We start from the raw sequence: 22389 nt of genomic DNA on the forward strand, positions 1-22389 counted from the left end.
ATATTTATGTTGAGGAATTATTTGATAGTTGGGTTTAGGAATATTATAAGGAACAAGGCGTTTTCAATCATCAATCTCTTGGGCCTTGTATTAGGAATGGTAAGCTTTCTCCTGATTTTTTTATGGATACAGGACGAAAAGGCAGTAGATAGTTTTCACGGAAACTCCGATACGCTCTATAATGTATACTATACGGTAGTTTCAGAGGGCAAAACCGATGGAACCTATGCAACACCTACGAATTACGATGCAGAACAACAACGATATTTCCCGCTCTTGGAGGGGATGCAGCATGGCATAGACGGCATAGAACGTTCCAATTTTTATGTAACGGGCTATGAGCTTCCCTGGGGATATCCCGAAACATTTGAGGTTGGGGATAGAATGTATAAAATGGAAGGGGCAAGGGCCGGAAAGGACTTTTTTGAAATGTTCGATTATCCCATTATTGCAGGCGATACTTCTATGCCTTTAGGTGAAATAAACACCATTGCCATTTCTAGAAAAATGGCGGAACTATTTTTTGATGGCCCACAAAATGCCGTGGGCAAAACAATTCGATATGAGAACAACCTAGACCTCATGGTTACGGCCGTTTTTGAGAACTTAACAACAAAAAGCTCCCTTTCCTTCGACTTTTTAATCGATTGGGAATCTTATGCCAAAATGGGAATCCTTGTTGCCTCCCATAATGTACTTTCAACGATCCAAATTTCAAATACGGCAGACCCTTATCAGGTTGCGCAAAACATCAATACCTACCTACAAACTCGGTTGGATCCCAATAACCCCATTCGGATGGAAGCCCATTTACAGCCCTTTAAGGACAAATACCTAAAAGGGCGTTTTGAAAATGGCAAGCCGGTTGATGGGCGTATGGAATATATCAAACTTTTTGCCGGGGTGGCTATTTTCATTTTGGTTATTGCCTGTATTAACTATATGAACCTTGCTACGGCCAGATCGGTAAAGCGTGCCAAGGAAGTAGGGGTAAGGAAAGCAGTGGGATCTTTAAAAGGGCATTTGATCCGTCAGTTTATATTGGAATCGATTTTACTTTCGTTCTTTGCTGTTGTTGTTTCGGTGGTCTTAGCGGGATTACTGCTCCCTTTGGTAAATTCCTTTACAGGGAAGGAAATTGCCTTGCCGTTCCATAATATTTACTATTGGATAATCGTACTAGGCTTAATCGTCTTTACTGGTTTTTTTGCTGGGAGCTATCCCGCACTTTTTCTATCTTCATTGAAACCCGTACAAGTGTTGAAAGGAACATTTAGGTTTACGGGTTCCTCGGAATGGCTAAGAAAGGGACTGACCATTTTCCAATTCGGGCTCTCCATTTTGCTATTGATAGCTGCCATGGTCGTTTCACGTCAAACAGATTTTGTTCAGCATTCCAATTTGGGATACGATAGAGAGAACTTGATATACGTCCGTATTGAAGGAACGCTTGCCAATGCCGAAAAATATGCTGTGTTCAAAGATGAGGCCTCTAGATTGCCCGGGGTGGCCTTGGTAGATCGCAGCAGTGAAGCCCCACATGCCATGGAATTTGAAGTGGCGGACCCAATCAATTGGGAAGGTAAGGGTGAGGGGGTTTCCGTAGGGTTTATGCCCAAATCAGTAGGGTTTGATTTTTTAAGAATTATGGACTTAAAAATTGCGGAAGGCAGGGGATTTTCAAAAAAAATAGCTTCGGATTCCACGGACGCCTTTATGGTAAATCGGGAAGCCGTCCGGCAAATGGGAATCACGGATCCTTTGGGAAAATGGGTTTCGGCCTGGGACAAGAGAGGACGTATTATAGGCATTTTAGAGGATTATCATACCGCCTCGCTTCATCAGAGGATAAAGCCGGTTATTGTGGATGTAAAGGAAAATCTCAATTTCGGATTTGTTCTAATTCGGACCAAGCCGGGTAAGACCAAAGAGGCTTTGGCCCAATTAAAGACGTTGTATGCAAAAATAAATCCTTTGCGTCCTTTTGATTATCAGTTTGCCGATAGCGAATATCAAGCACTATACAACAATGAGCAAGTGGTTGCCAAGTTGTCCAATATCTTTTCGGTTTTCGCCATTGTTATTTCATGCCTGGGGCTATTGGGGCTTGCCATGTTCTCCGCACAACAACGTGTTAGGGAGATAGCCGTACGGAAAGTATTGGGTGCTTCGACTACTACCATTATCAATTTGTTTTCCAAGGATATTTTAAGGCTCGTAGGCTTTTCTTTTTTAATTGCCGCACCTATAGGATGGCTTGTAATGGACGGTTGGTTGGAGGGCTTCGCCTACAAAATAAACCTTTCTTGGTGGATTTTTGCCTTAACGGGCCTTATAGCATTTGGCGTAGCGTTTTTGACCATCAGTTCGCAATCGTTGAGAGTGGCAAGGGCCAATCCTGCAAATTCATTACGCTCGGAATAAAAATGGAGATCAATCAAAAAAAGGGAGACCATGTTTAAGAACCATATTAAAATAGCACTTCGGTTTTTTAAAAAGAACAAGCTTTTTACAACCATAAATGTATTGGGGCTAACTATTGGTATCACAGCATTTTTACTCATAACCCAGTATGTTTCTTTTGAAAAAAACTACGACAAGTTTCAACATGGTATAGAGAATGTGTATCGGGTAACCCTGTCCACAAATTTTGATTCTGACGCTTTTAGTACCTCTGCCACCAATCATCCTGCCCTTGGGCCCGCAATGAAAACCGATTTTCCGGAAGTGGAAAGTTATGCCAGAATGGTAGATAGAAAAGTATTGGGAGGAAGTGCTATTTTATCCTATAAGACTGACTCTGGCGAATTGATAAAATCCAATATCAACGACTTTGATCTTTATTTTGCTGAAGGAGCACTTTTGAAACTTTTTGATATTCCGTTGGTATCTGGTAGTCGGGATACGGCCTTGGAAGAACCCCAGACCATAATATTGTCCGAAAGTACCGCACACCGATTTTTTGGAGTCGAAGAACCTTTGGGAAAGGAACTGTCGATAAACAGTGATGGCAGCAAAGTAAGAGTAACCGGGGTTTTTAAGGATTTACCCCAGAACACCCATCTAAAATTCGATATGTTGGCCTCCTTCACCTCATTGGATCAAGAATATTATAATACCACTTGGGTATGGCCTGAATTCTATAATTATGTAAAGCTAAAATCGGGAACCGATTCCAAAATTATTACAGAAAAGTTTCCTGCTTTTGTTCAAAAGTACCTTAGCGATATAATGGATCAGTATGGTTTTCAGGCAAAATTTGATCTCCAATCCGCTTCGGACATCCATTTAAAATCCAAACTTTCAAAAGAAATGTCGGCCAACTCCAGCGAGGGGACTTTGACCTTTTTGATGATTGTTGCGGCCTTTGTTATTGTAATAGCACTCATCAACTTCATCAATCTATCCACCGCAAAATCCATGGAGCGAGCCCGGGAAGTAGGCTTAAAAAAAGTGGTAGGGGCCAAACAAGGGATATTAATTTCACAGTTTTTGTGGGAGTCCTTGTTGATCAATTTGGTTGCGGTACTCTTGGCCATCTTTTTAACAAGTCTGCTCATGGAACCTTTTAACAAGTTGGTAGGGTTAGATGTGCTGTCCCTGGCAACTTGGTGGAAGCCTGGCGTATGGCTTGTTATTTTCGCAATATTAGTGGTCGGAGGTCTATTGGCCGGCCTTTATCCCGCATTTGTGTTGTCCAGTTTTAATCCTATACAAGTACTCACCGGAAAGTTTCATAGATCTGGCAAAGGCACATCCTTAAGAAAAGCGTTGGTCGTTACCCAATTTACTTTATCCATCGCCTTGATTTCCGGAACCTTCATAGTGTACAACCAATTTTCATTTATGCAGAATCAGGAACTGGGATTTAAGGCAGATCAGAACCTTGTGGTCAATGCGCCCATGGATGTAGCCGATTCTATCGCCTTGCAAAAAATCAGGGTGTTCAAAGGCGAAATGGAACGTAATCCAAAAGTTAATTCTGTTACTCTGACCAACGAAGTGCCCGGAAAACCTTTTATAATGACCACAACCGTTCGAAAAAGTGGAGATGAGGCCATAGATGGGAGCACCGGTAGTGTAATGGAGATCGATGAGGATTTTCTAACAGCTTATGACGTAGACTTGGTTGCGGGCCGCAATTTGGTAAAAGAGGACAAGGGCGATTATTACGTTAGGGACAATAGCAATATAGATCCAAACTTGTATCGTGTGCTTATTAATAGAGCCTCTTCAAAAGCATTGGGATTTACAACACCGGAGGCCGCCATCCATCAAAAAATAGTCTTTAAATATGGCCCTATTGAGAGAACGGCGGAAATAATGGGAGTTGTGGAAAATTATCATCAAAGATCGTTGGAAAGCGATTATGACAAAATATTATTCATTTATCCCACTTTCTATTACGGAGAATATTTAACGGTAAACATGAGCGGTAAACATGTGACAGCTACTGTGGCCGATGTAGAAAGGCAGTTCAATGCCCTGTTTCCCAAAGATCCATTTGACTATTTCTTCTTGGATCAATATTTCAACAGACAGTACCAAGCAGATATTAAGTTTGGCACTATTTGTCTGTTATTTTCTATACTGGCCATTTTTATTGCTGCCTTGGGCCTATTTGGATTAGGCTCCCATATGGCGATGCAAAAAACCAAGGAAATCAGTGTTCGTAAGGTATTGGGTGCTTCGGTAGGGCAAGCATTGGCAATCATACCAAAAAAACTATTGGGCTTGGTAATGCTCTCCAGCGTAATTGCATTTCCTATTATTTATTTCATTACGAAAAAATGGTTGGAAAATTATGCCTTTAAGATAGAGGTGGGGCTTTGGATGTTTTTGGCACCATTATTTATCGTTATGGTCGTGGCGGCTTTATCCATACTGGCACAGTCATTAAAGACCGCTTTGGTAAACCCAGCGGAATCTTTGAGAAACGAATAAAATAGAGATATCGGATGGCAAAACCCTGAGAGGACCGGTAAGGTGTCGCGGACTGTTGACTGATTGCCAACCTGAATGACATTGTCGGGCAGGCAGTAGAAAGGAAGAATAGATTGGAGAAGTTGGAAAGAGAAAGATTGAATGAACTAAAAGAACGTAAACCATGTTTAAAAACTATCTAAAAATAGCTTGGCGGAATATCCTCAAGAACAAGGTGTTTTCGATTCTAAATATCGTTGGCCTTGCCATGGGCCTACTCTGTAGTTTGCTCATCTATCTTTGGATTTCCGATGAATTGGCCGTCGACAATCATCATGAAAACATTGACCGATTATATTCCGTATACCAAAAGCAAATATTCGAAGGAAGGATAGATGCCGGTTATTTTACTCCAGCGGTACTGTATAGAGAGCTAAAGGGAAAGATCCCTGAAATAGAGAAAGCGGCCCCGAGAAGTTTTACTACTAAAACCTTTGCACATCAAGACAAAATTTTTAAGAAAGAAGGAAGTTTTGTTGGTACGGACTACTTTGATATGTTTTCTGTGGATTTTTTGGAAGGGACGAAAGCTTCGGCAATGGATTCCCCTGATGCTATCGTTATTTCGGAAACGATGGCGAAAGCATTTTTTGGCACTTCCAAAAAAGCCATCGGGAAGTCACTGCTCTATGGGAATAAGGATCAATTGAAAGTATCCGGCATATTTAAGGATACCGGTTCGGCCGATTCGCGTAAGGGCGATTTTTTCATGCATTGGGATATTTTTCTGGAAGAAAACAGTTGGGCGCCCAATATCTTGAACAGCGGGCCGCCGACTTTTGTTATGCTTGCCGAAAATGCTGATTCCGAAGTGGTCGAAGGAAAAATCAAGGATTTTCTTGTTGCCTATAGAGCTAACGAAAACGAAAATTTTACGGTAGAATTGGGCTTACAGCCTTATGGAGAGCGTTATCTATACAACCGTTTCGAGAACGGTGTAATATCCGGCGGTCGGATGGAGAACATTCGCATCTTTGGGTTTATTGCTTTTTTTGTGCTTTTGATCGCCTGTATCAACTTTATGAATCTGGCATCCGCAAGCTCCCTAAAACGAGCAAAGGAAGTAGGAGTACGGAAATCCCTAGGCGCAAACAAAGGAAGTTTAATATCCCAATTTTTAGGGGAAGCTTTGTTGCTTTCATGTATAAGCACCGTCTTGTCCCTAATAGTGGTGGCTCTGGTACTTCCGGTCTTTAACGAGCTGGTGAACAAGAACCTAAACCTTCTTAGCCTCTCGTTACCTTCCTGGTTGGGTATTTTAGGTATTTCCCTATTGACGGGCTTTGTTTCTGGTAGCTATCCAGCATTCGTACTATCCTCTTTTAAGGCGATAGATATTTTCAAAAATAATAGGGACGCCAATGCCAGCTCGCAATGGATACGTCAGGGCCTGGTTGTCTTTCAGTTTGCTTTATCTATCATCTTGATTTCGGGAATGATCATTACTTCCCGCCAGATTAACTATATCCAAGATGAAAACCTCGGTTTTGACCCTCACAACGTTTTTATGTTTGTTTTTGAAGGGGATTCCACACGTACAGTTGCAGGTCTAAAAGAAAGAGCTTTACAATTACCCGGGGTTGAATCCATGTCGACCACCACTCAGGGCCCAATGGATTTTATAAATGGGTTTGATGATGTGCAATGGGAAGGCAAATCCAGCGATGACCCTACAATATTTATGAGTATGGATGTGGGATCGAATTTTGCCGATACCTGGGGTACGGAAATGCTTCTGGGCACCGATTTTTCCACCGAAAGTATTGCCGACGATTCGGGCTACATCATTAATGAGACGGCCTTAAAAATTATGGGGCTTGAAGATCCAATAGGTAAACCGATTACCATGTGGGGCAACACAGGTAATATCATTGGTGTAATGAAAGACTTTCCCATAAATACGGTAAAAACAGCTATCCCCCCATTGATTATTCGTAATGGAGAGTACGCGAACAGGGTTGCCGTTTTGGCACGGATCAGTTCTATAAATGTTGTAGAAACTGTAGAAGCTTTGGAAAATATATATACGGAAATGTTTCCTGAAGTCCCCTTCGATTATGTGTTTTCCGATACCTGGTACAACAATATGTATAAAAGCGAGATTACTTTTTTTAAGCTCTCACAATACTTCTCATTGATGGCCATTTTCATTTCCTGTCTTGGTCTGTTCGGCTTGGCCATGTTCACGGCCCAACAAAAGGTGAAGGAAATCGGGATTCGTAAAGTACTGGGGGCTTCGGTAGGAAAGATTACAAGTTCATTGGTGAAGGACTTTCTAAAACTAGTGGTTTTAGCCATTTTCATAGGTTGCCCCATTGCCTGGTATTTTATGAACAAGTGGTTGACCAATTATGAGTACAGAACGGAAATGCCCTGGTGGGCCTTTGGGGCTGCAGGCAGTATAGTAATTGCCATAGCCTTGTTTACGGTAGGTTTTAAATCGATCAGGGCCGCGATGAAAGACCCTGTTGAAAGTTTACGGACGGAATAATGGAACGAAGACCTGTCAGGTCTAAATCAAAAAAACAAGAATCATGATAAAGAATTATTTAAAAATCGCTTGGCGAAACCTCTTAAAAAATAAGGGGTTCACCTTTATCAATATCGTAGGGCTTAGTATAGGCGTGGCAGCATGCATCCTGATTTCCATCTATATTCTTCACGAGGTAAGTTATGATAAGCAAGTGCCCAATTCTGGAAATGTATATCGTATGATTGGAAATTATTTGATAGATGGCCGGGTACAAAAGGGCATCCATTTTTCCGCCAATACGGCACCTACTGTTTTGGAGGATTTTGCGGAGGTGGAGAATTCGGGAAGACTGATGGCCAATGGCTTATTCTATGGGGCCGGAAGCAATGAAATCCGTATTGAGGGCAAATCCATGCAGCATCATGAAGAAGGCTTTGCCTATGCCGATCAGTCCATATTGGACATAATGGGTATTCCCATGGTGCATGGCGATGCATCCACGGCGCTTTCGGAACCCAAGACCATTGTGATTTCCGAAGCTATGGCCTATAAGCATTTCAATACGGGAAACCCTGTGGGCAAGGTTATTTTCTTGAATGGAAACAATGAAGACCCTTTTAGGATCAACGGAGTCATGAAAGACTTCCCAAGCAATTCCCATCTGGATTATGATTTCTTTATCACCTTGGAAGGGGTAGAATTTGGCGAGGGAGAGCAGACGAGATGGTTTCAAAACAATTACTTTACCTATTTGGTTTTAAGGCCGGATACAGATGTGGCGGCCTTTGAAGAAAAAATGTCCAACACACTTATCCATACCTATATGAAACCCGCTTATCTCGGTGCTGGATTCGTACAGGGCGAAACCTTGGAGGATCAATTGAGTATGTCCTTACAAAGGTTGACGGACATCAACTTATATTCGGCACAAATCGATTTTGAATCAAGTTATCGCAACGATATCAAGATTATCTGGATTTTTGGTATCATCGCCCTTTTTATCCTGATTATCGCCAGTATCAATTTTGTGAATCTATCAACGGCCAAATCCGTTAGCCGGGCTAAAGAAGTAGGGGTGCGGAAAGCAGTGGGATCGTCTCGTATGTATCTGGTCGCGCAATTTTTGACAGAATCCGTTCTCATTACCGTAATTGCTTTTATTATTGGGATTGTATTGTCGGGGTTGTTGATGCCCCTTTTTAGGGAAATGTCCGGCAAGGCCTTGACTTTTCCCTGGGATAGTCCGCTCTTTATCCCAATGGTTTTGGCGGCGGCCCTTTTAGTAGGCTCTTTGGCGGGCCTCTACCCTTCCTTCTATTTGTCCAGGTTCAATCCGGCCAAGGTGCTTAAGGGGATGATGGGCCAAAGTAAAAAGACCAGTGGACTTCGGAGCGGATTGGTGGTGTTCCAGTTCACCATCTCCATCATCCTGATAGTAGGTACACTGATTGTAAACCAGCAAATGGATTTTATCCTAAACTCCAAGATTGGTTTTGAAAAAGATCAGGTAATACAGCTCTATGGTACCAATATTTTGAACGATAAGGTAGAGACCTTTAAAGACGAGCTGGAAAACCTAAATGGTGTTAGCAGTGTTAGCATCAGTGACTACTTGCCCATTGAGGGTACCAAGAGAAACGGAAACAGCTTTCTTAATGAAGGTAGGGAAAATATTGATGAAACCGTTGGCGGACAGGCTTGGGTCATTGATGAGGATTATTTGGAGACCTTGGGCATGAAACTAGTGGAAGGACGTAATTTTTCTGAAGAGCGTAGCTCGGACGATGAGGCAACGATCATCAATCAGGCCATGGTGGAGAAATTGAACCTGGACAATCCCATAGGTAAAAGAATATCAAGATACGGTACCCTGTACGAGGTCATCGGAGTAGTGGAAAACTTCAATTTCAACACTATGAAGCAAGAGATACAACCGTTATGTTTCTTCAGGGGAATTAGTCCGTCAATAGTATCGGTAAAGGCGGATACCGGGGATATGCCCTCGCTTTTATCTTCCATTGAGGCCAAATGGCAGGAGTTCATGCCCAATATGGCCTTTCGCTACGCCTTTATGAACGACTCCTTTGCCAAAATGTACAACAATGTAAGTCGTATCCGAACTATTTTCCTGGCCTTTGCAATTTTGGCCATTTTTGTGGCTTGTTTGGGTCTCTTTGCGCTCTCCGCATTTATGGTGGAACAACGAAAGAAAGAAATCAGTATCCGCATGGTGCTCGGGGCCTCTTTTCAGAATATTTATAAACTATTAAGCATCAATTATTTAAAGTTGGTAGGAATTTCCATCCTGGTGGCTTTGCCTATTGGGTGGTATATGATGGGCCGTTGGTTGGAGGATTTTACGTATAAGATCAATATGGGTTGGGAAGTGTTTCTAGTAGCTACGGTCATTGCATTGATTATTGCGGTGGTCACCATTAGTTACCAATCCGTTGGAGCTGCTTTGGCACCCCCCGTAAAAAGTTTACGTAACGAATGAAATAATAACATCAAATGCCGGAATAAACTTGGCAGCTATCAAGGGCGGCACTAAAAAAAGGAATCATGTTTAAAAACTATCTAAAGATTGCGTGGCGGAATTTCATACAACAGAAATGGTATTCCTTTTTAAACATGAGCGGGCTTGCCATCGGGATGGCCTGTAGCATCCTTATACTTCTTTGGGTACGGCACGAATCAAGTTATGATACCTTCCATGCCAATGCGGACCAAATTTATAGGCTTACGGCTATTGCCAATGAAGACTTCAAGGCAGCTGTGAGCCCAGCTGGAATGGTTGAGGAACTTCCACAACTAATGCCTGAAATAGAATCTAGCCTTAGGCTAGGGTATCCCTTTGAGGAACTGTTCGAAGTGGATGGCCAAAAGTTCAAGGAAAGCTCTATCTTTTATGCGGACACCAACTTTTTGGAGGTATTTACTTTTCCCTTGATCGAAGGGAATCCCAAGACCGCACTTTCCAGACCGGACGGAATTTTGCTTGCCGAGATTACGGCCCGGAAGTTCTTCGGCTCCGAAAGAGCATTGGGCCGTACCATTAAGATCAACAATACCGATACGTTTACAGTTAGCGGCGTAATGGCCGATGTTCCCTCAAATTCGCACCTACAGTTCAACGCCATTCTACCCATGACCTATCATGCCAAGACCAATTCGGACTTGATCAACAAGGTATGGGATTCTTTCAATTTTTATGGGTACTTCCAATTTAGAAAAGGGACAATTACCTCCGAAGAGGATCTTTCAGCGGCTATTGAAAAAATCAACCAGATTTACGCCGCAAGGATGACGGAGTTTGAAATTACCTTTAATCTGCAACCCTTAAAGGACATCCATTTACATTCAAATCTACAAATTGATGTCCCTGGCCATGGGAACATTCAGTATGTAAACATCTTCTTTGTGGTGGCCTTTATCATTTTAATCGTGGCCTGCATCAATTATATGAACTTGGCTACGGCCCGCTCCTCTCGTAGAGCTAAGGAAGTGGGATTGCGAAAAGTGATAGGGGCGGGCAGAAACCAACTGATATTCCAATTTTTTGGGGAATCGTTGATGATAGCCTTCTTTTCCTTGATTCTAGCTATAGGGATGGTGTATTTGGCTTTGCCCGCCTTTAATGATTTGGCAAAAAAACAATTGGAATTACAATTAGGGGACGCCAACATCTGGATCGGGTTAATGGCAATAGCATTGATTACCGGCCTCATTTCAGGGAGTTATCCTGCCTTGTTCCTTTCGGGTTTTAGGCCCATAAAAGTTTTAAAGGGGAGAATGAAGCTCTCCGGTTCCAATCTTTTCTTTAGAAACGGATTGGTAATTACCCAATTTGTGGTTTCCATTTTATTGCTCATCGGTACAACCGTAATCTATACCCAATTAAATTTTATCCAAAACAAGAATTTGGGATATGACAAATCCAACTTGATCTACATTCCCATGGAAGGTGAGCTATGGGGCAAACAGGAGGCATTGAAAACGGCTTTGGAACAAAACGTATTGACCCGTGATTTTTCCATAATTTCCGACTTACCTGCCAATCTGGTGACCGGAGATTTTGATATCCATTGGGAGGGCAAGGATCCCAATTCCCAAGTACTTTTTCCGCATATAAATGCAGATGAAAACTTCTTGGATGTCTTTCAAATGACACTCTTGGAGGGAAGAGGGTTTTCAAAGACCTCATCGGATAACCATGACTACTTGATTAACGAGACCGCCGTTAAAATAATGGGAATGGATGTGGAAAATGCAGTGGGCAAGAGCCTGACCTTTAGGGAAAACAAAGGGACAATTATCGGCGTGGTAAAGGACTTTAACTACAAGCCCCTTCAATATGCCATAGAGCCTTTGGTTCTTCAACACAGAAAAGAGGGGTCTCTGGCCGTTATAAGGACCGCTCCGAAAAGTACCGAGAATACCATAGCTGTATTGGAAGGGATTTATGGGGCCTTAAATCCTGCCTACCCCTTGTCTTACAATTTTGTGGATACCAGTTTGGACGCACAATATAAAGGGGAACAACAGATGGGAACCATATTCAATGTTTTTGCCCTATTGGCCATTTTTATTTCCTGTTTGGGATTATACGGTCTGTCCTCATTTATGACCGAGCAACGTTTCAAGGAAATTGGTATTCGAAAGGTTTTGGGGGCTAGCGCCCTTCGCCTGGTCAATATGCTTTCCCAGGATTTTATAAAATTGGTCATTATAGCTTTTTTTCTAGCCATACCCATATCATGGTATGCTATGAATAAATGGTTGCAGGAATTCGCCTTTCGCATTGATATCCAGTGGTGGATGTTCGGCCTGGCCGGTTTTTCGGTTCTGTTCATTGCCTTGTCCACCGTAAGCTTTCAAAGCTTAAAGGCCGCTAATGCCGATCCCGTAAAGAGTCTGCGGACGGAATAATGAAAGAATGAAAATAGAAATTAACCCTAAAGTAAAAACAATCGGGTTTTCAAAACCCAACGCGTCTAAACAAAAAAATAAGAACCATGTTTACAAACCATATTAAAATAGCCTTCCGGTATTTAAAGAACCACAAATCCTTTACCGCTGTAAACATACTCGGTCTTACTTTGGGGTTCTTCTGCTTCTTTCTACTGAATGCTTACGTGCTAAAGGAAACCTCATTTGATTTGGGGCAAGAACAGGTTTTTCGCCTACTTCAGAAAACGGTAGATGAAAATGGTACTATTCGTGAGATGGCCCAGTCTCCCCCAAAGGTCGGGGCGGAGTCAAAACGACTTTTTGAGGAAGTAGAAAATCAGACCCAGATTTTGTATTTGGGGCGAGCCAATATAGGAAACGATCCAGCGTCCGTAACTCACCAGTCATTTGCGGTTTTGGACGATAACTTTTTACAGGTTTTTGATTTCCCTGTTCTTGAGGGAACGGTTGAGGAATTGTCGCAAAGGCCAAACGGAATTATTTTGACCGAGTCGACCAAGGAGCTTTATTTTGGACAGTCAGCGGCACTTGGTAAAATATTGAAAATGGGTGACGTTGAATACCCTGTTGTTGGGGTTTTGGAAGATTTCCCCGAGAATTCACATTTGGAGAACGTGGTTTTTATAAGTCATCAAATGGCTTCCGAGATTTATGAATGGTTTGATGAATTCATGACCTCCAATTGGTCCAACAATCAATTGATAACCTATTTTAAGGTTTTGCCCGGTGCGGATGTGAACACACTCGGAAAAAAGATTACGGCACTGGCCAAGGAAAATTACCCGGTTGGTAAAACATTCAACAATGCCTTTACGGTACAGCCTGTACAGGATATCCATTTGTATGAAAATGAGGTAGAAGGCGAAATCAATAAGGGTAAAGGAAACGGATTATATGTAAGCTTGTTTTTCTGGGTCAGCATTCTTATTCTCCTTGTGGCGTGTTTTAATTATGCAGGCCTCTTAAATATTGCCTTTATCGATAGAGCTAAAGAAATAGGGCTTCGCCAAATCGTAGGGGCCGGGAAGCTACATTTGCTTTGGCAATTTTTATCGGAAAGCCTTCTCTTGATTTCCGTTTCAATGATTTTGGCCTATTCTTTTTTGTGGGTATTACAACCGTTGGTCCAAAATTGGTTCAGTACCACTTTGGATCTCACCGTAGTTCCTATAAATGGTATTTTGTTGATGTTGGCTTCAGGCCTTTTTCTAAGTATAATATCGGTAGCCTATCCATTTTGGATGGTTATCAAATCTGGGGTGTCTTCCTCGCTAAAGAACACGATATCGGTAGGGTCTAAATTGCCTTTCAGAAGGTTTATGCTTACGTTTCAATTTATTGCGGTCATCACCTTTGTTACGGCTTCCTATGTCTTTAATAGGCAGATGGATTTTCTGGAAAATAAGGAATTGGGCTTTAAAAAAGAAGGTTTGGTCACCGTGGACATCAACAGTGGTATTTTGCGAGGACAGTTCGAAGCCATTAAAAACGAGTTTTTAAGAATTCCTGAAGTCAATGCGGTCAGTGTAAGCTCAAGAGTACCCGGTGAATGGAAGAATATACCTGTGGTAAAGGCCAAGCGGAATGGACAATCAACGGTGGATGCCAAGGATATGCTTTTCCTGGGTGCGGATGAGGATTTTTTAAAGACCTACAACATAAACCTAGTAGCAGGATCAAATTTTTTGGGAACCCCTTCGGACAGTTCCAAAGTACTCATAAACGATGCCGCGGCATTGACTTTGGGGCTTGAGAATCCAGTAGGTCAATTTATAGAGGTCCCTTTTGTTAATTATGGAGGCAGTAGCCAGAATCTTGAAAAGCCATTTCAAGTGCAGATAGCAGGGGTTGTCAAAGACTTTCAAATGGAGGATTTCAGGACAAGCATCAAGCCTTTAATAATCGGAAATTGGAACAACCCCTTGCATTCCATTGATTATTACACGCTGCGAATAGAAACATCGGACTGGTCAAAAACAGCATTGGCCCTAAAAGGGGTCAATGACTCCTTTGACCCACAAACGCCTATTGAGCTCAACATTTTGAATGATAAATTCGCCCGTTTTTTTGAACAGGATAGGGAACATTTTAAACTCTTGAATTTCTTTTCCGTAATCGTTGTTTTCTTGGCCTGTATGGGACTTTTTGCCATGAGCGGTTTTGTGGCCAAAAGCAGGAACAAGGAGATCGGAATTCGAAAAGTATTGGGTTCAAGTGTAGCACAATTGCTATATCTTCTATCAAAGGACTTTATGAAATTGACCCTTATCGGATTAATTATAGCCACACCCATAACGTGGTACCTACTCAAAAGATGGCTTTCGGATTTTGCATACCATATTGATTTTAAATGGTGGATGATAGCCTTAGCTGGGTTAGTTAGCTTGGTGCTGACCCTATTGACCGTAAGTTTTCAATCGACTAAGGCCGCGACTATAAACCCAGCAAAAAGTCTAAGATCAGAATAAAGAACAAGAATCATGTTTAAGAACTATCTAAAAATCGCTTGGAGGAACCTCAGAAAGCAACCCTTTTTCACATTTCTAAACACTTTTGGATTGGCAGTCGGTATGGCCGGGGGTTTGCTGATAACCCTATATATCTATGACGAGCTGAGTCATGATACCATGTTTGCCGATGCAGAGCGCATATATCGTATAAATGCCGATATCAAATTTGGTGGATCCGCACAGAAATCCGCTGAAATGTCAGAACCTATGGCTGCGGCCATGCAACGAGATTTTGCCCAAGTGGAGCGTACCGTGAGGTTTCGAAATCGCGGAAGCCAACTTATCCGAAGAACTGGTACGGAAGGCAATACCAAGGAGTTGGGAGGTACATTTGTAGATTCTACCTTTTTTAAAATGTTCGGGATAGAGTTGATCGTCGGCGACCCAAAGACTGTATTGACCGAACCGAATACTTTGGTGCTGACCAAAACGGCGGCCGAGAAACATTTTGGTATCGAGGACGCCCTGGGCCAGAGCCTTTTGCTAAACAATACCGATACCTATACCGTGACTGGCGTTATCGATGACCTGCCCAAGAATTCTTTTTTAAGGAACCATAGTGTTTTTATGGCTATGGCCGGATTCAATGACGGGCAGATCGGCGATTGGGGTAGCCACAACTACTTTACTTTCGTTAAACTGATAAAGGGAGCCGATATCAAGGATTTTCAGGAACCGCTACAATCCATGTTCGAAACGTATTTGATTCCTTTTGTTCAGAACGTTTTTCCGGGTATTACCAAAGAATCCTTTGAAGCATCGGGCAATTATTTGCGATATCATACCATTGCCCTGACCGACATTCATCTATATTCTGATACCGATAGTGAGCTAGCTCCGGTAAGCAGTATCCAAAATGTATATATACTTTCCTTTATCGGGTTGTTCCTTATTATTTTGGCAAGTGTCAATTTCATGAACCTTTCTACCGCCCACTCCCTCCAAAGAGCAAAGGAGGTGGGAATACGAAAAACATTGGGATCCAATAAACGGGAGTTGGTCAGGCAATTCCTCACTGAATCGGGCCTCATTTCATTCATCTCGCTAGTTTTGGCCCTGGTCATTGCTTGGGCCGTGACTCCTTATTTCAACGAACTTTCCAACAAGACAATAGCCATACCTTTTGGCATGCCTATATTCTGGATAATCCTTTTTTTGGCTACGGTTCTTTTAAGCCTGTTTTCAGGCAGCTACCCCGCCTTTTTTATGTCAAAATTTATTCCCGTAAAAGTGTTAAAGGGAAGTGGATCAGGTAATATAGGCGGAGGAAAGACCAGAAATACCTTGGTAGTCCTTCAATTTGCCATTTCGGTTTTTTTGATCATAAGTACCTTGGTGGTGTACCAACAATTAAAGTTTATTCAAAGCAAGGATCTCGGCTTTTCCAAAGATCAGGTATTGATCATTGAGGATTTATTTGCTGTGGGAGACCAAATTACATCCTTAAAGGAAGAAGTAGAACAATTGGCACAAGTCCAAAGTGCTTCGGTAAGTGGATTTTTGCCTACCCCTTCCAATCGGAGCAACACCTCCTTTTTTGTTGAAGGATCCAAGGAACAGGAAAATGCCATTAATATACAGTCATGGCGGATAGACCATGATTATGTACCCACTTTGAATATGGAAATAGTAGTGGGCCGAAACTTTGATAGGCAGTTTGCATCGGATTCAACAGCTATGGTCTTGAATGAATCGGCTGTAGGGATTTTAGGGGTTAGCCCCCAAGAAGCCTTAGGTATGCGGATCTCCAATGAGTTGGATGCGGAGAACCCATCTTACTTTACGGTAATAGGAGTGGTTAAAGACTTCCATTACGAATCGTTGCGGGAAGACATAGGCGGGTTGTGTTTGCTATTGGGAAATTCCCCTGGATCGATGGCAATAAAATTAAGTGCAGGGGATTTTTCGAATACCATGGCGGGAATCGAGACCTTGTGGAAGAAAATGGCCCCCGGTCAAATTTTTAATTTCCGTTTCATGGACGATGCCTTTAATGCCACCTACGAAGCCGAACAACGATTGGGCCGCATTTTTATGATATTTACCCTCCTCTCAATAATTATAGCATGTTTGGGCCTTTTTGGGCTGGCCGCCTTCAACGCCACGAAACGCACAAAGGAAATAGGGATTCGGAAAGTATTGGGTGCCAGCGTTGGCCAAATAGCTTATCGACTTTCCATTGATTTTCTGAGGTTGGTGGGCATTTCAATATTGGTTTCCCTACCAATCGGCTGGTTTGCCATGAATAAATGGTTGGAAGACTTTTCCTATCGAATAGAAATTAGTTGGTGGGTATTTGCTTTGGCCGCTTTTTTGGCTGTGGCAATAGCGATAGTGACGGTGAGTTATCAAAGCATTAAGGCGGCCATCGTCAACCCCATAAAGAGTTTGCGTACAGAGTGATTCTTTCTCTAATGCATTATACAAAACACAGTTGAAGAGAAGGTGTAAAAATAAAAAGTTGAACAAACGCTGAATCCACCCCGACGGCCGTCGGGGCAGCATAAATACAAGAGTCATGTTTAAGAACTATCTAAAAATCGCTTGGAGGAATTTAATCAAGAACAAAGTGTATTCATGGATCAATATCGGGGGATTGGCCATTGGAATAGTGGCCTGTTTGCTTATTCTACAATATGTGGCCTTTGAACACAGCTATGAGAATTTTCATGAGAATAAAGACCGTATTTATCGGGTGCAACAGGATCGGTATGACAATGGCAAACTTGCCACCCAATGGGCGGCTGGGGCTTTTGCCGTTGGAAACTCCTTTAAAGAGGCCATACCGGAAATAGAGGAGTACGTAAAGGTTAATGAGACCAGGGATATTATTGTTGAGGTAGATAACCGACCCTTAAAGATTGAGGAAGTATTCTTTACCACCAATTCCTTTTTTACCGTTTTTTCCTATCCACTGCTATATGGCAAAAAGGAAGGCCTCTTAACCGAACCCTACACGGCTGCTATTTCCGAAAGTACGGCTCTTAAGATATTTGGGACCACTAATGTGGTGGACAAGGTATTACCCATCAGTGGGAACAAAAACTATAGAATTACAGGAGTTTTTAAGGATATGCCAGCGAATACGCAGCTTCAACCCAATTTTTTGGCTTCCTATGCCAGTTTTGTGGAACAGGTAAAGACAAATTCCAATGGCGAGCAAAATCCTGAGGAATGGTGGTTGTCGGATGGTTGCTTAACGTATGTACTACTTCAAAAAGGGGTGAACCCAAGTCAAGTTGAGGCAAAATTTGCTCCTGTGGTCGAAACAGGCGTAGGCGAGTTCATGCGGCGTTTTAACGCATCGGTGACCTACAAGCTCCAACCGTTGACAGATATCCATTTGGAGGCAAATTATATAGACGAGCCTGCCCCGAACGGGGATGCCAAGACCGTACTTCTTTTATTGGGTATCGCTTTCTTCATTATCGTTATTGCATGGGTCAATTATATAAACCTGGCTACGGCACGAGCTGTGGGGCGGGCCAAGGAAGTGGGGGTCCGTAAGACCGTAGGGTCCAATCGTAAACAATTGATTACCCAGTTCTTTTTTGAATCTGGATTATTCAATGGCTTGGCTTTACTATTGGCATTGGTTATTATGCTTATTACCCTCCCGGCCTTTAATCAAATCTCGGGTCAGCCGGTATCCTATGAACTGCTTACGAAGACCAACTTTTGGTTGGGCCTTGCCGCCCTGTTCCTTACCGGAGTGATATTGTCCGGGTTATATCCAGCTATTGTACTTTCCAAATTTAGACCGGTGGAAGTACTTAAAGGAAACATGGGAGGCACCCAACAAGGAACATTGTTACGAAAAGGGCTCGTTGTACTTCAATTTACAGCTTCCCTTTTCTTGTTGATAGGTTCCCTGGTCGTATATCAACAAATACAGTTTATGCGCAATCAGTCCTTGGGCATAGACATTGACCAAACCTTGGTATTACGGCCACCTATTGCCACGGACTCCACCTTTGTGGCTCAAAAGCAGGCCATAAAGGAAACCTTGTTACAGTACTCGGCTATAAAAAATGTGGCGGTTTCCTCTGTGGTTCCCGGCGAAGGTACAGGCGGAAATGCTGGGGGTATACGGTTGGTGACCCAGGACGATTCGGAGCAAAAACAATACCGGTTTATTCGGGTGGACTATGATTTTTTGGACCTGTATGATACCAAGTTGATTGCCGGCCGAAAGTTTTCTGAAGATTTTGGGGCAGATGCGGTCAATGTTGTATTTAACCGAAAAGGAATTGAACAATTAGGTTTTAACGATCCCCAGGAAGCCATAGGGAAGCAAATAGAATTCTGGGGCGACCAGTGTACTATTGTTGGGGTTGTGGAGAACTTTCACCAGCAATCGCTGCGTGATGCCTATGAACCGCTTATCCTTACCCTTAATCCGGGAGTATACGGATATTTCTCCATAAAAACCGATATGGGACAAATAGGGGAGACTATTGCACAGGTTCAGGCGGAATGGGATACTTTTTTCCCGGGCAATACCTTTGAATACTTTTTCCTGGACGAACAATTTGACAAACAGTATAAGGCCGATCACAGATTTGGCCAAGTGTTTGGACTGTTTACGTTATTGGCCATTTTCGTGGCCTGTTTGGGCCTTTTCGGCCTTGCCTCGTTCACCACCATGCAACGTACCAAGGAAATAGGGATACGAAAGGTTTTAGGTGCATCTGTACAGGGAATTTTGAAGCTATTGTATAGGGAATATGCGCTTTTATTGGCCGTAGCCTTTTTAATTTCCATTCCCTTGGCCTGGTATATGGCTAGCAACTGGTTGCAGGGATATGCATTCCATATTTCCATTCATTGGACATTCTTTGTATGGCCCTTTGTGGCCATTGTGGTCATTGCTTTGGTAACGGTAAGTTTTCAATCGATCAAAGCCTCTTTGGCCAATCCGGTAAAGAGCTTACGTACAGAATAATTCATCAATCAACACTGAACCTGTTTCAGTATAAAAACCAACATCATGTTTAAAAACTATTTAAAAATCGCATGGCGAAACTTAAAAAAGAATAAGGGGTATTCGGCCATCAACATTGGGGGTCTTGCCCTGGGCATGGCCGTCACCCTTATCATTGGGTTATGGATTCAGGACGAGCTTACCCATAACAGCTACTTTAAAAATAAGGACAGAATAGCCCAAGTATTCCAGTCGCAAACCTTTAACGGACAAATTGGTACCGGACCTGCTATACCTAGGCCCTTGGAAACGGCTTTTAGGGATGGGTATGCGGATAACTTTGAGCATTTGGTCATGTCGTCCTGGACCACCAGCCAATATTTGAAATACAAGGAAATCAGCCTTTCCCGTACCGGAAACTTCATGCAGGCTGAAGCCCCGGAAATGCTTGATCTTACCATTCTAAAGGGAGAAAAGGATGGCTTGCGGGAGATTAACTCCATTATGTTGTCCGAGTCCGCGGCCGAGGCCCTTTTTGGCAAAGAGGACCCCATAGGAAAAATTATTGAGGTCAATAGCCAGTATGATATGATGGTTACCAGTGTTTACGAGGATATCCCGGCTAACAATTCGTTTCATGATACCCAGTTTGTGATGCCCTGGGAAAAGTATATAACCACTCAGGAATGGGTCAAAAATGCTATTGAATTTTGGGGCAACAACTCCTTTCAGATGTTCGTCCAAATTGCGGATAATACCTCTATGGAGCAAGTGACCGCCAATATTAGGGATGTAAAAAAGAATGCCGATGAGGATAACGCAGAGTTTAACCCACAACTCTTTCTTTTTCCTATGACGGAGTGGTATTTACGGGGCAATTTTGAAAATGGAAAACAAGTTGGTGGGAGAATAAAGTACGTTTGGCTCTTTGGCATCATCGGGGCCTTTGTGTTGCTTTTGGCCTGTATCAACTTCATGAACCTAAGTACGGCCCGTTCCGAAAAAAGAAGCAAGGAAGTAGGGATACGAAAATCAATAGGCTCGCAACGAAATCAGTTGATTTATCAATTTTTGAGCGAATCTTTCCTAGTGGTTTTGTTTGCATTTTTGCTATCTATTGCACTTGTACTATTATCGTTGAACGGCTTCAATGAATTGGCCAGAAAAGAAATCGAGTTTCCTTGGGCCAATAGTAGTTTTTGGATTGTATCCATAGTTTTCATTGCATTTACCGCGCTTCTGGCCGGAAGTTATCCAGCGCTTTACCTCTCCTCCTTTAGACCGGTGGATGTATTGAAAGGAACGTTCAAGGCTGGAAGGTATGCAGGACTGCCACGGAAGATTTTGGTGGTGCTACAATTTACGGTTTCCGTGGCCTTTATTATCGGGACGGTTATTGTAATGCAGCAAATAAACCATGCCAAGAATCGCCCTATCGGCTATGACAAGGAGGGACTGGTCCAAATACCGACCTTTAGTCAAGACTTCGAAGGGAAATACGATTTGATGCGAAATGAATTCCTTGCGACAGGTGCAGTTGTGGAAATGTCCTCATCCAGCAGTCCTACTACCCGAATATGGTCCAATCGCAATGGCTTTGATTGGGAAGGCAAACCGGAAGGATTTCAAGAGGATCTGGCTTGGACGGAGGTGTCCTGGGAGTATGCCAAATCCCTGGATTTGAAAATTGTACAGGGCCGGGATTTTTCCAGGGAATTTGCTTCGGATTCCAATGCCGTATTGCTCAACCAGACTGCAGTAAAGTACATGGGAATAACCGACCCCATTGGGAAATTCCTGAAAGACAACGATGAGGATGACCCGGACCCACCTTTAAGAATTATCGGTGTGGTAGAGGACATGATTGCACAATCGCCCTATGAACCTGTAAAGCAGGGGGTTTATGTTTTCGATAAAAATGGCAATAGCAGTTTTTATAATCTTAGGTTAAATCCCAAGCAAAGTGCAAACCAAAGTATAGCGACAATTGAAAGGGTATTTCGGACACATTTTCCAAACATCCCCTTTCACTACGATTTTGTGGATGACGAATATGGTGAAAAATTTGCCGCGGAAGAGCGAATCGGAAGCCTATCGGCCATTTTTACCGCTTTGGCCATACTCATAAGTTGCCTTGGATTGTTTGGGCTTACCTCCTTTGTCGCAGAACAGCGTACCAAGGAAATCGGGGTAAGAAAAGTACTGGGAGCATCGGTATTCAATGTTTGGAATATGCTTTCAAAAGATTTTTTGAAACTGGTTTCCATCTCCAGCTTTATTGCCATTCCCATCTCCTACTATGTAATGAATGGATGGTTACAGGAATATCCGTATCGGGTAATCTTGGAGTGGTGGATTTTTGCTCTGGCCGTTATCGGGGCATTGGCCATTACAATTCTTACGGTAAGCTTTATAGCGATCAGAGCAGCCAATGCAAATCCAGTAAACAGTTTACGTACGGAATAACATAAGTCGGACCTCGCAGGTCTTGAACAGAACCGGAAGGGTCTAAATTCAAAAAACGAGAA

9 protein-coding genes are annotated in these 22389 nt (G+C 42.7%); all 9 read left to right on the forward strand.

Features of this window, described 5'->3' with window-relative positions:
• The first annotated feature begins 6 nt into the window (after window positions 1–6).
• Entirely contained in the window at window positions 7–2424 is a 2418-nt protein-coding gene (locus tag D7Z94_RS03380; protein ID WP_120710103.1) for an ABC transporter permease, read from the forward strand.
• A gap of 30 nt (window positions 2425–2454) precedes the next feature.
• Window positions 2455–4944, forward strand: a complete 2490-nt coding sequence (locus D7Z94_RS03385) for an ABC transporter permease (RefSeq protein ID WP_120710104.1) — start codon at window positions 2455–2457, stop codon at window positions 4942–4944.
• A gap of 163 nt (window positions 4945–5107) precedes the next feature.
• Window positions 5108–7474 carry an ABC transporter permease gene (locus D7Z94_RS03390; protein WP_120710105.1) on the forward strand — a complete coding sequence of 789 codons (2367 nt, stop codon included), beginning with the start codon at window positions 5108–5110 and terminating at the stop codon, window positions 7472–7474.
• Between the two features lie 43 nt (window positions 7475–7517).
• Window positions 7518–9953: an ABC transporter permease gene (locus D7Z94_RS03395; RefSeq protein ID WP_120710106.1), complete on the forward strand. Its 2436-nt coding sequence runs from the start codon at window positions 7518–7520 to the stop codon at window positions 9951–9953.
• A gap of 65 nt (window positions 9954–10018) precedes the next feature.
• Window positions 10019–12385: an ABC transporter permease gene (locus D7Z94_RS03400; RefSeq protein WP_120710107.1), complete on the forward strand. Its 2367-nt coding sequence runs from the start codon at window positions 10019–10021 to the stop codon at window positions 12383–12385.
• Window positions 12386–12471: 86 nt separating this feature from the next.
• Window positions 12472–14895 (forward strand): ABC transporter permease, encoded by a 2424-nt coding sequence (locus D7Z94_RS03405; RefSeq protein ID WP_120710108.1) that lies wholly within the window; start codon window positions 12472–12474, stop codon window positions 14893–14895.
• 12 nt (window positions 14896–14907) lie between these two features.
• The gene (locus tag D7Z94_RS03410; protein WP_120710109.1) at window positions 14908–17340 is read left to right on the forward strand and encodes an ABC transporter permease; all 2433 of its coding nucleotides are present in this window, start codon (window positions 14908–14910) and stop codon (window positions 17338–17340) included.
• Between the two features lie 115 nt (window positions 17341–17455).
• Entirely contained in the window at window positions 17456–19882 is a 2427-nt protein-coding gene (locus D7Z94_RS03415) for an ABC transporter permease (protein ID WP_120710110.1), read from the forward strand.
• Window positions 19883–19927: 45 nt separating this feature from the next.
• A complete protein-coding gene (locus tag D7Z94_RS03420; protein WP_120710111.1) occupies window positions 19928–22327 on the forward strand; it encodes an ABC transporter permease in 2400 nt (799 codons plus the stop codon).
• The last annotated feature ends 62 nt before the right edge of the window (window positions 22328–22389 follow it).

This window comes from Ulvibacterium marinum, from assembly GCF_003626755.1.
Classification (GTDB): Bacteria; Bacteroidota; Bacteroidia; order Flavobacteriales; family Flavobacteriaceae; genus Ulvibacterium; species Ulvibacterium marinum.

Coding starts and splice junctions, on each gene's coding strand:
- D7Z94_RS03415 (WP_120710110.1), top strand. CDS start 17,456: ATGTTTAAGAACTATCTAAAAATCGCTTGGAGGAATTTAATCAAGAAC.
- D7Z94_RS03405 (WP_120710108.1), top strand. CDS start 12,472: ATGTTTACAAACCATATTAAAATAGCCTTCCGGTATTTAAAGAACCAC.
- D7Z94_RS03380 (WP_120710103.1), top strand. CDS start 7: ATGTTGAGGAATTATTTGATAGTTGGGTTTAGGAATATTATAAGGAAC.
- D7Z94_RS03395 (WP_120710106.1), top strand. CDS start 7,518: ATGATAAAGAATTATTTAAAAATCGCTTGGCGAAACCTCTTAAAAAAT.
- D7Z94_RS03390 (WP_120710105.1), top strand. CDS start 5,108: ATGTTTAAAAACTATCTAAAAATAGCTTGGCGGAATATCCTCAAGAAC.
- D7Z94_RS03410 (WP_120710109.1), top strand. CDS start 14,908: ATGTTTAAGAACTATCTAAAAATCGCTTGGAGGAACCTCAGAAAGCAA.
- D7Z94_RS03420 (WP_120710111.1), top strand. CDS start 19,928: ATGTTTAAAAACTATTTAAAAATCGCATGGCGAAACTTAAAAAAGAAT.
- D7Z94_RS03400 (WP_120710107.1), top strand. CDS start 10,019: ATGTTTAAAAACTATCTAAAGATTGCGTGGCGGAATTTCATACAACAG.
- D7Z94_RS03385 (WP_120710104.1), top strand. CDS start 2,455: ATGTTTAAGAACCATATTAAAATAGCACTTCGGTTTTTTAAAAAGAAC.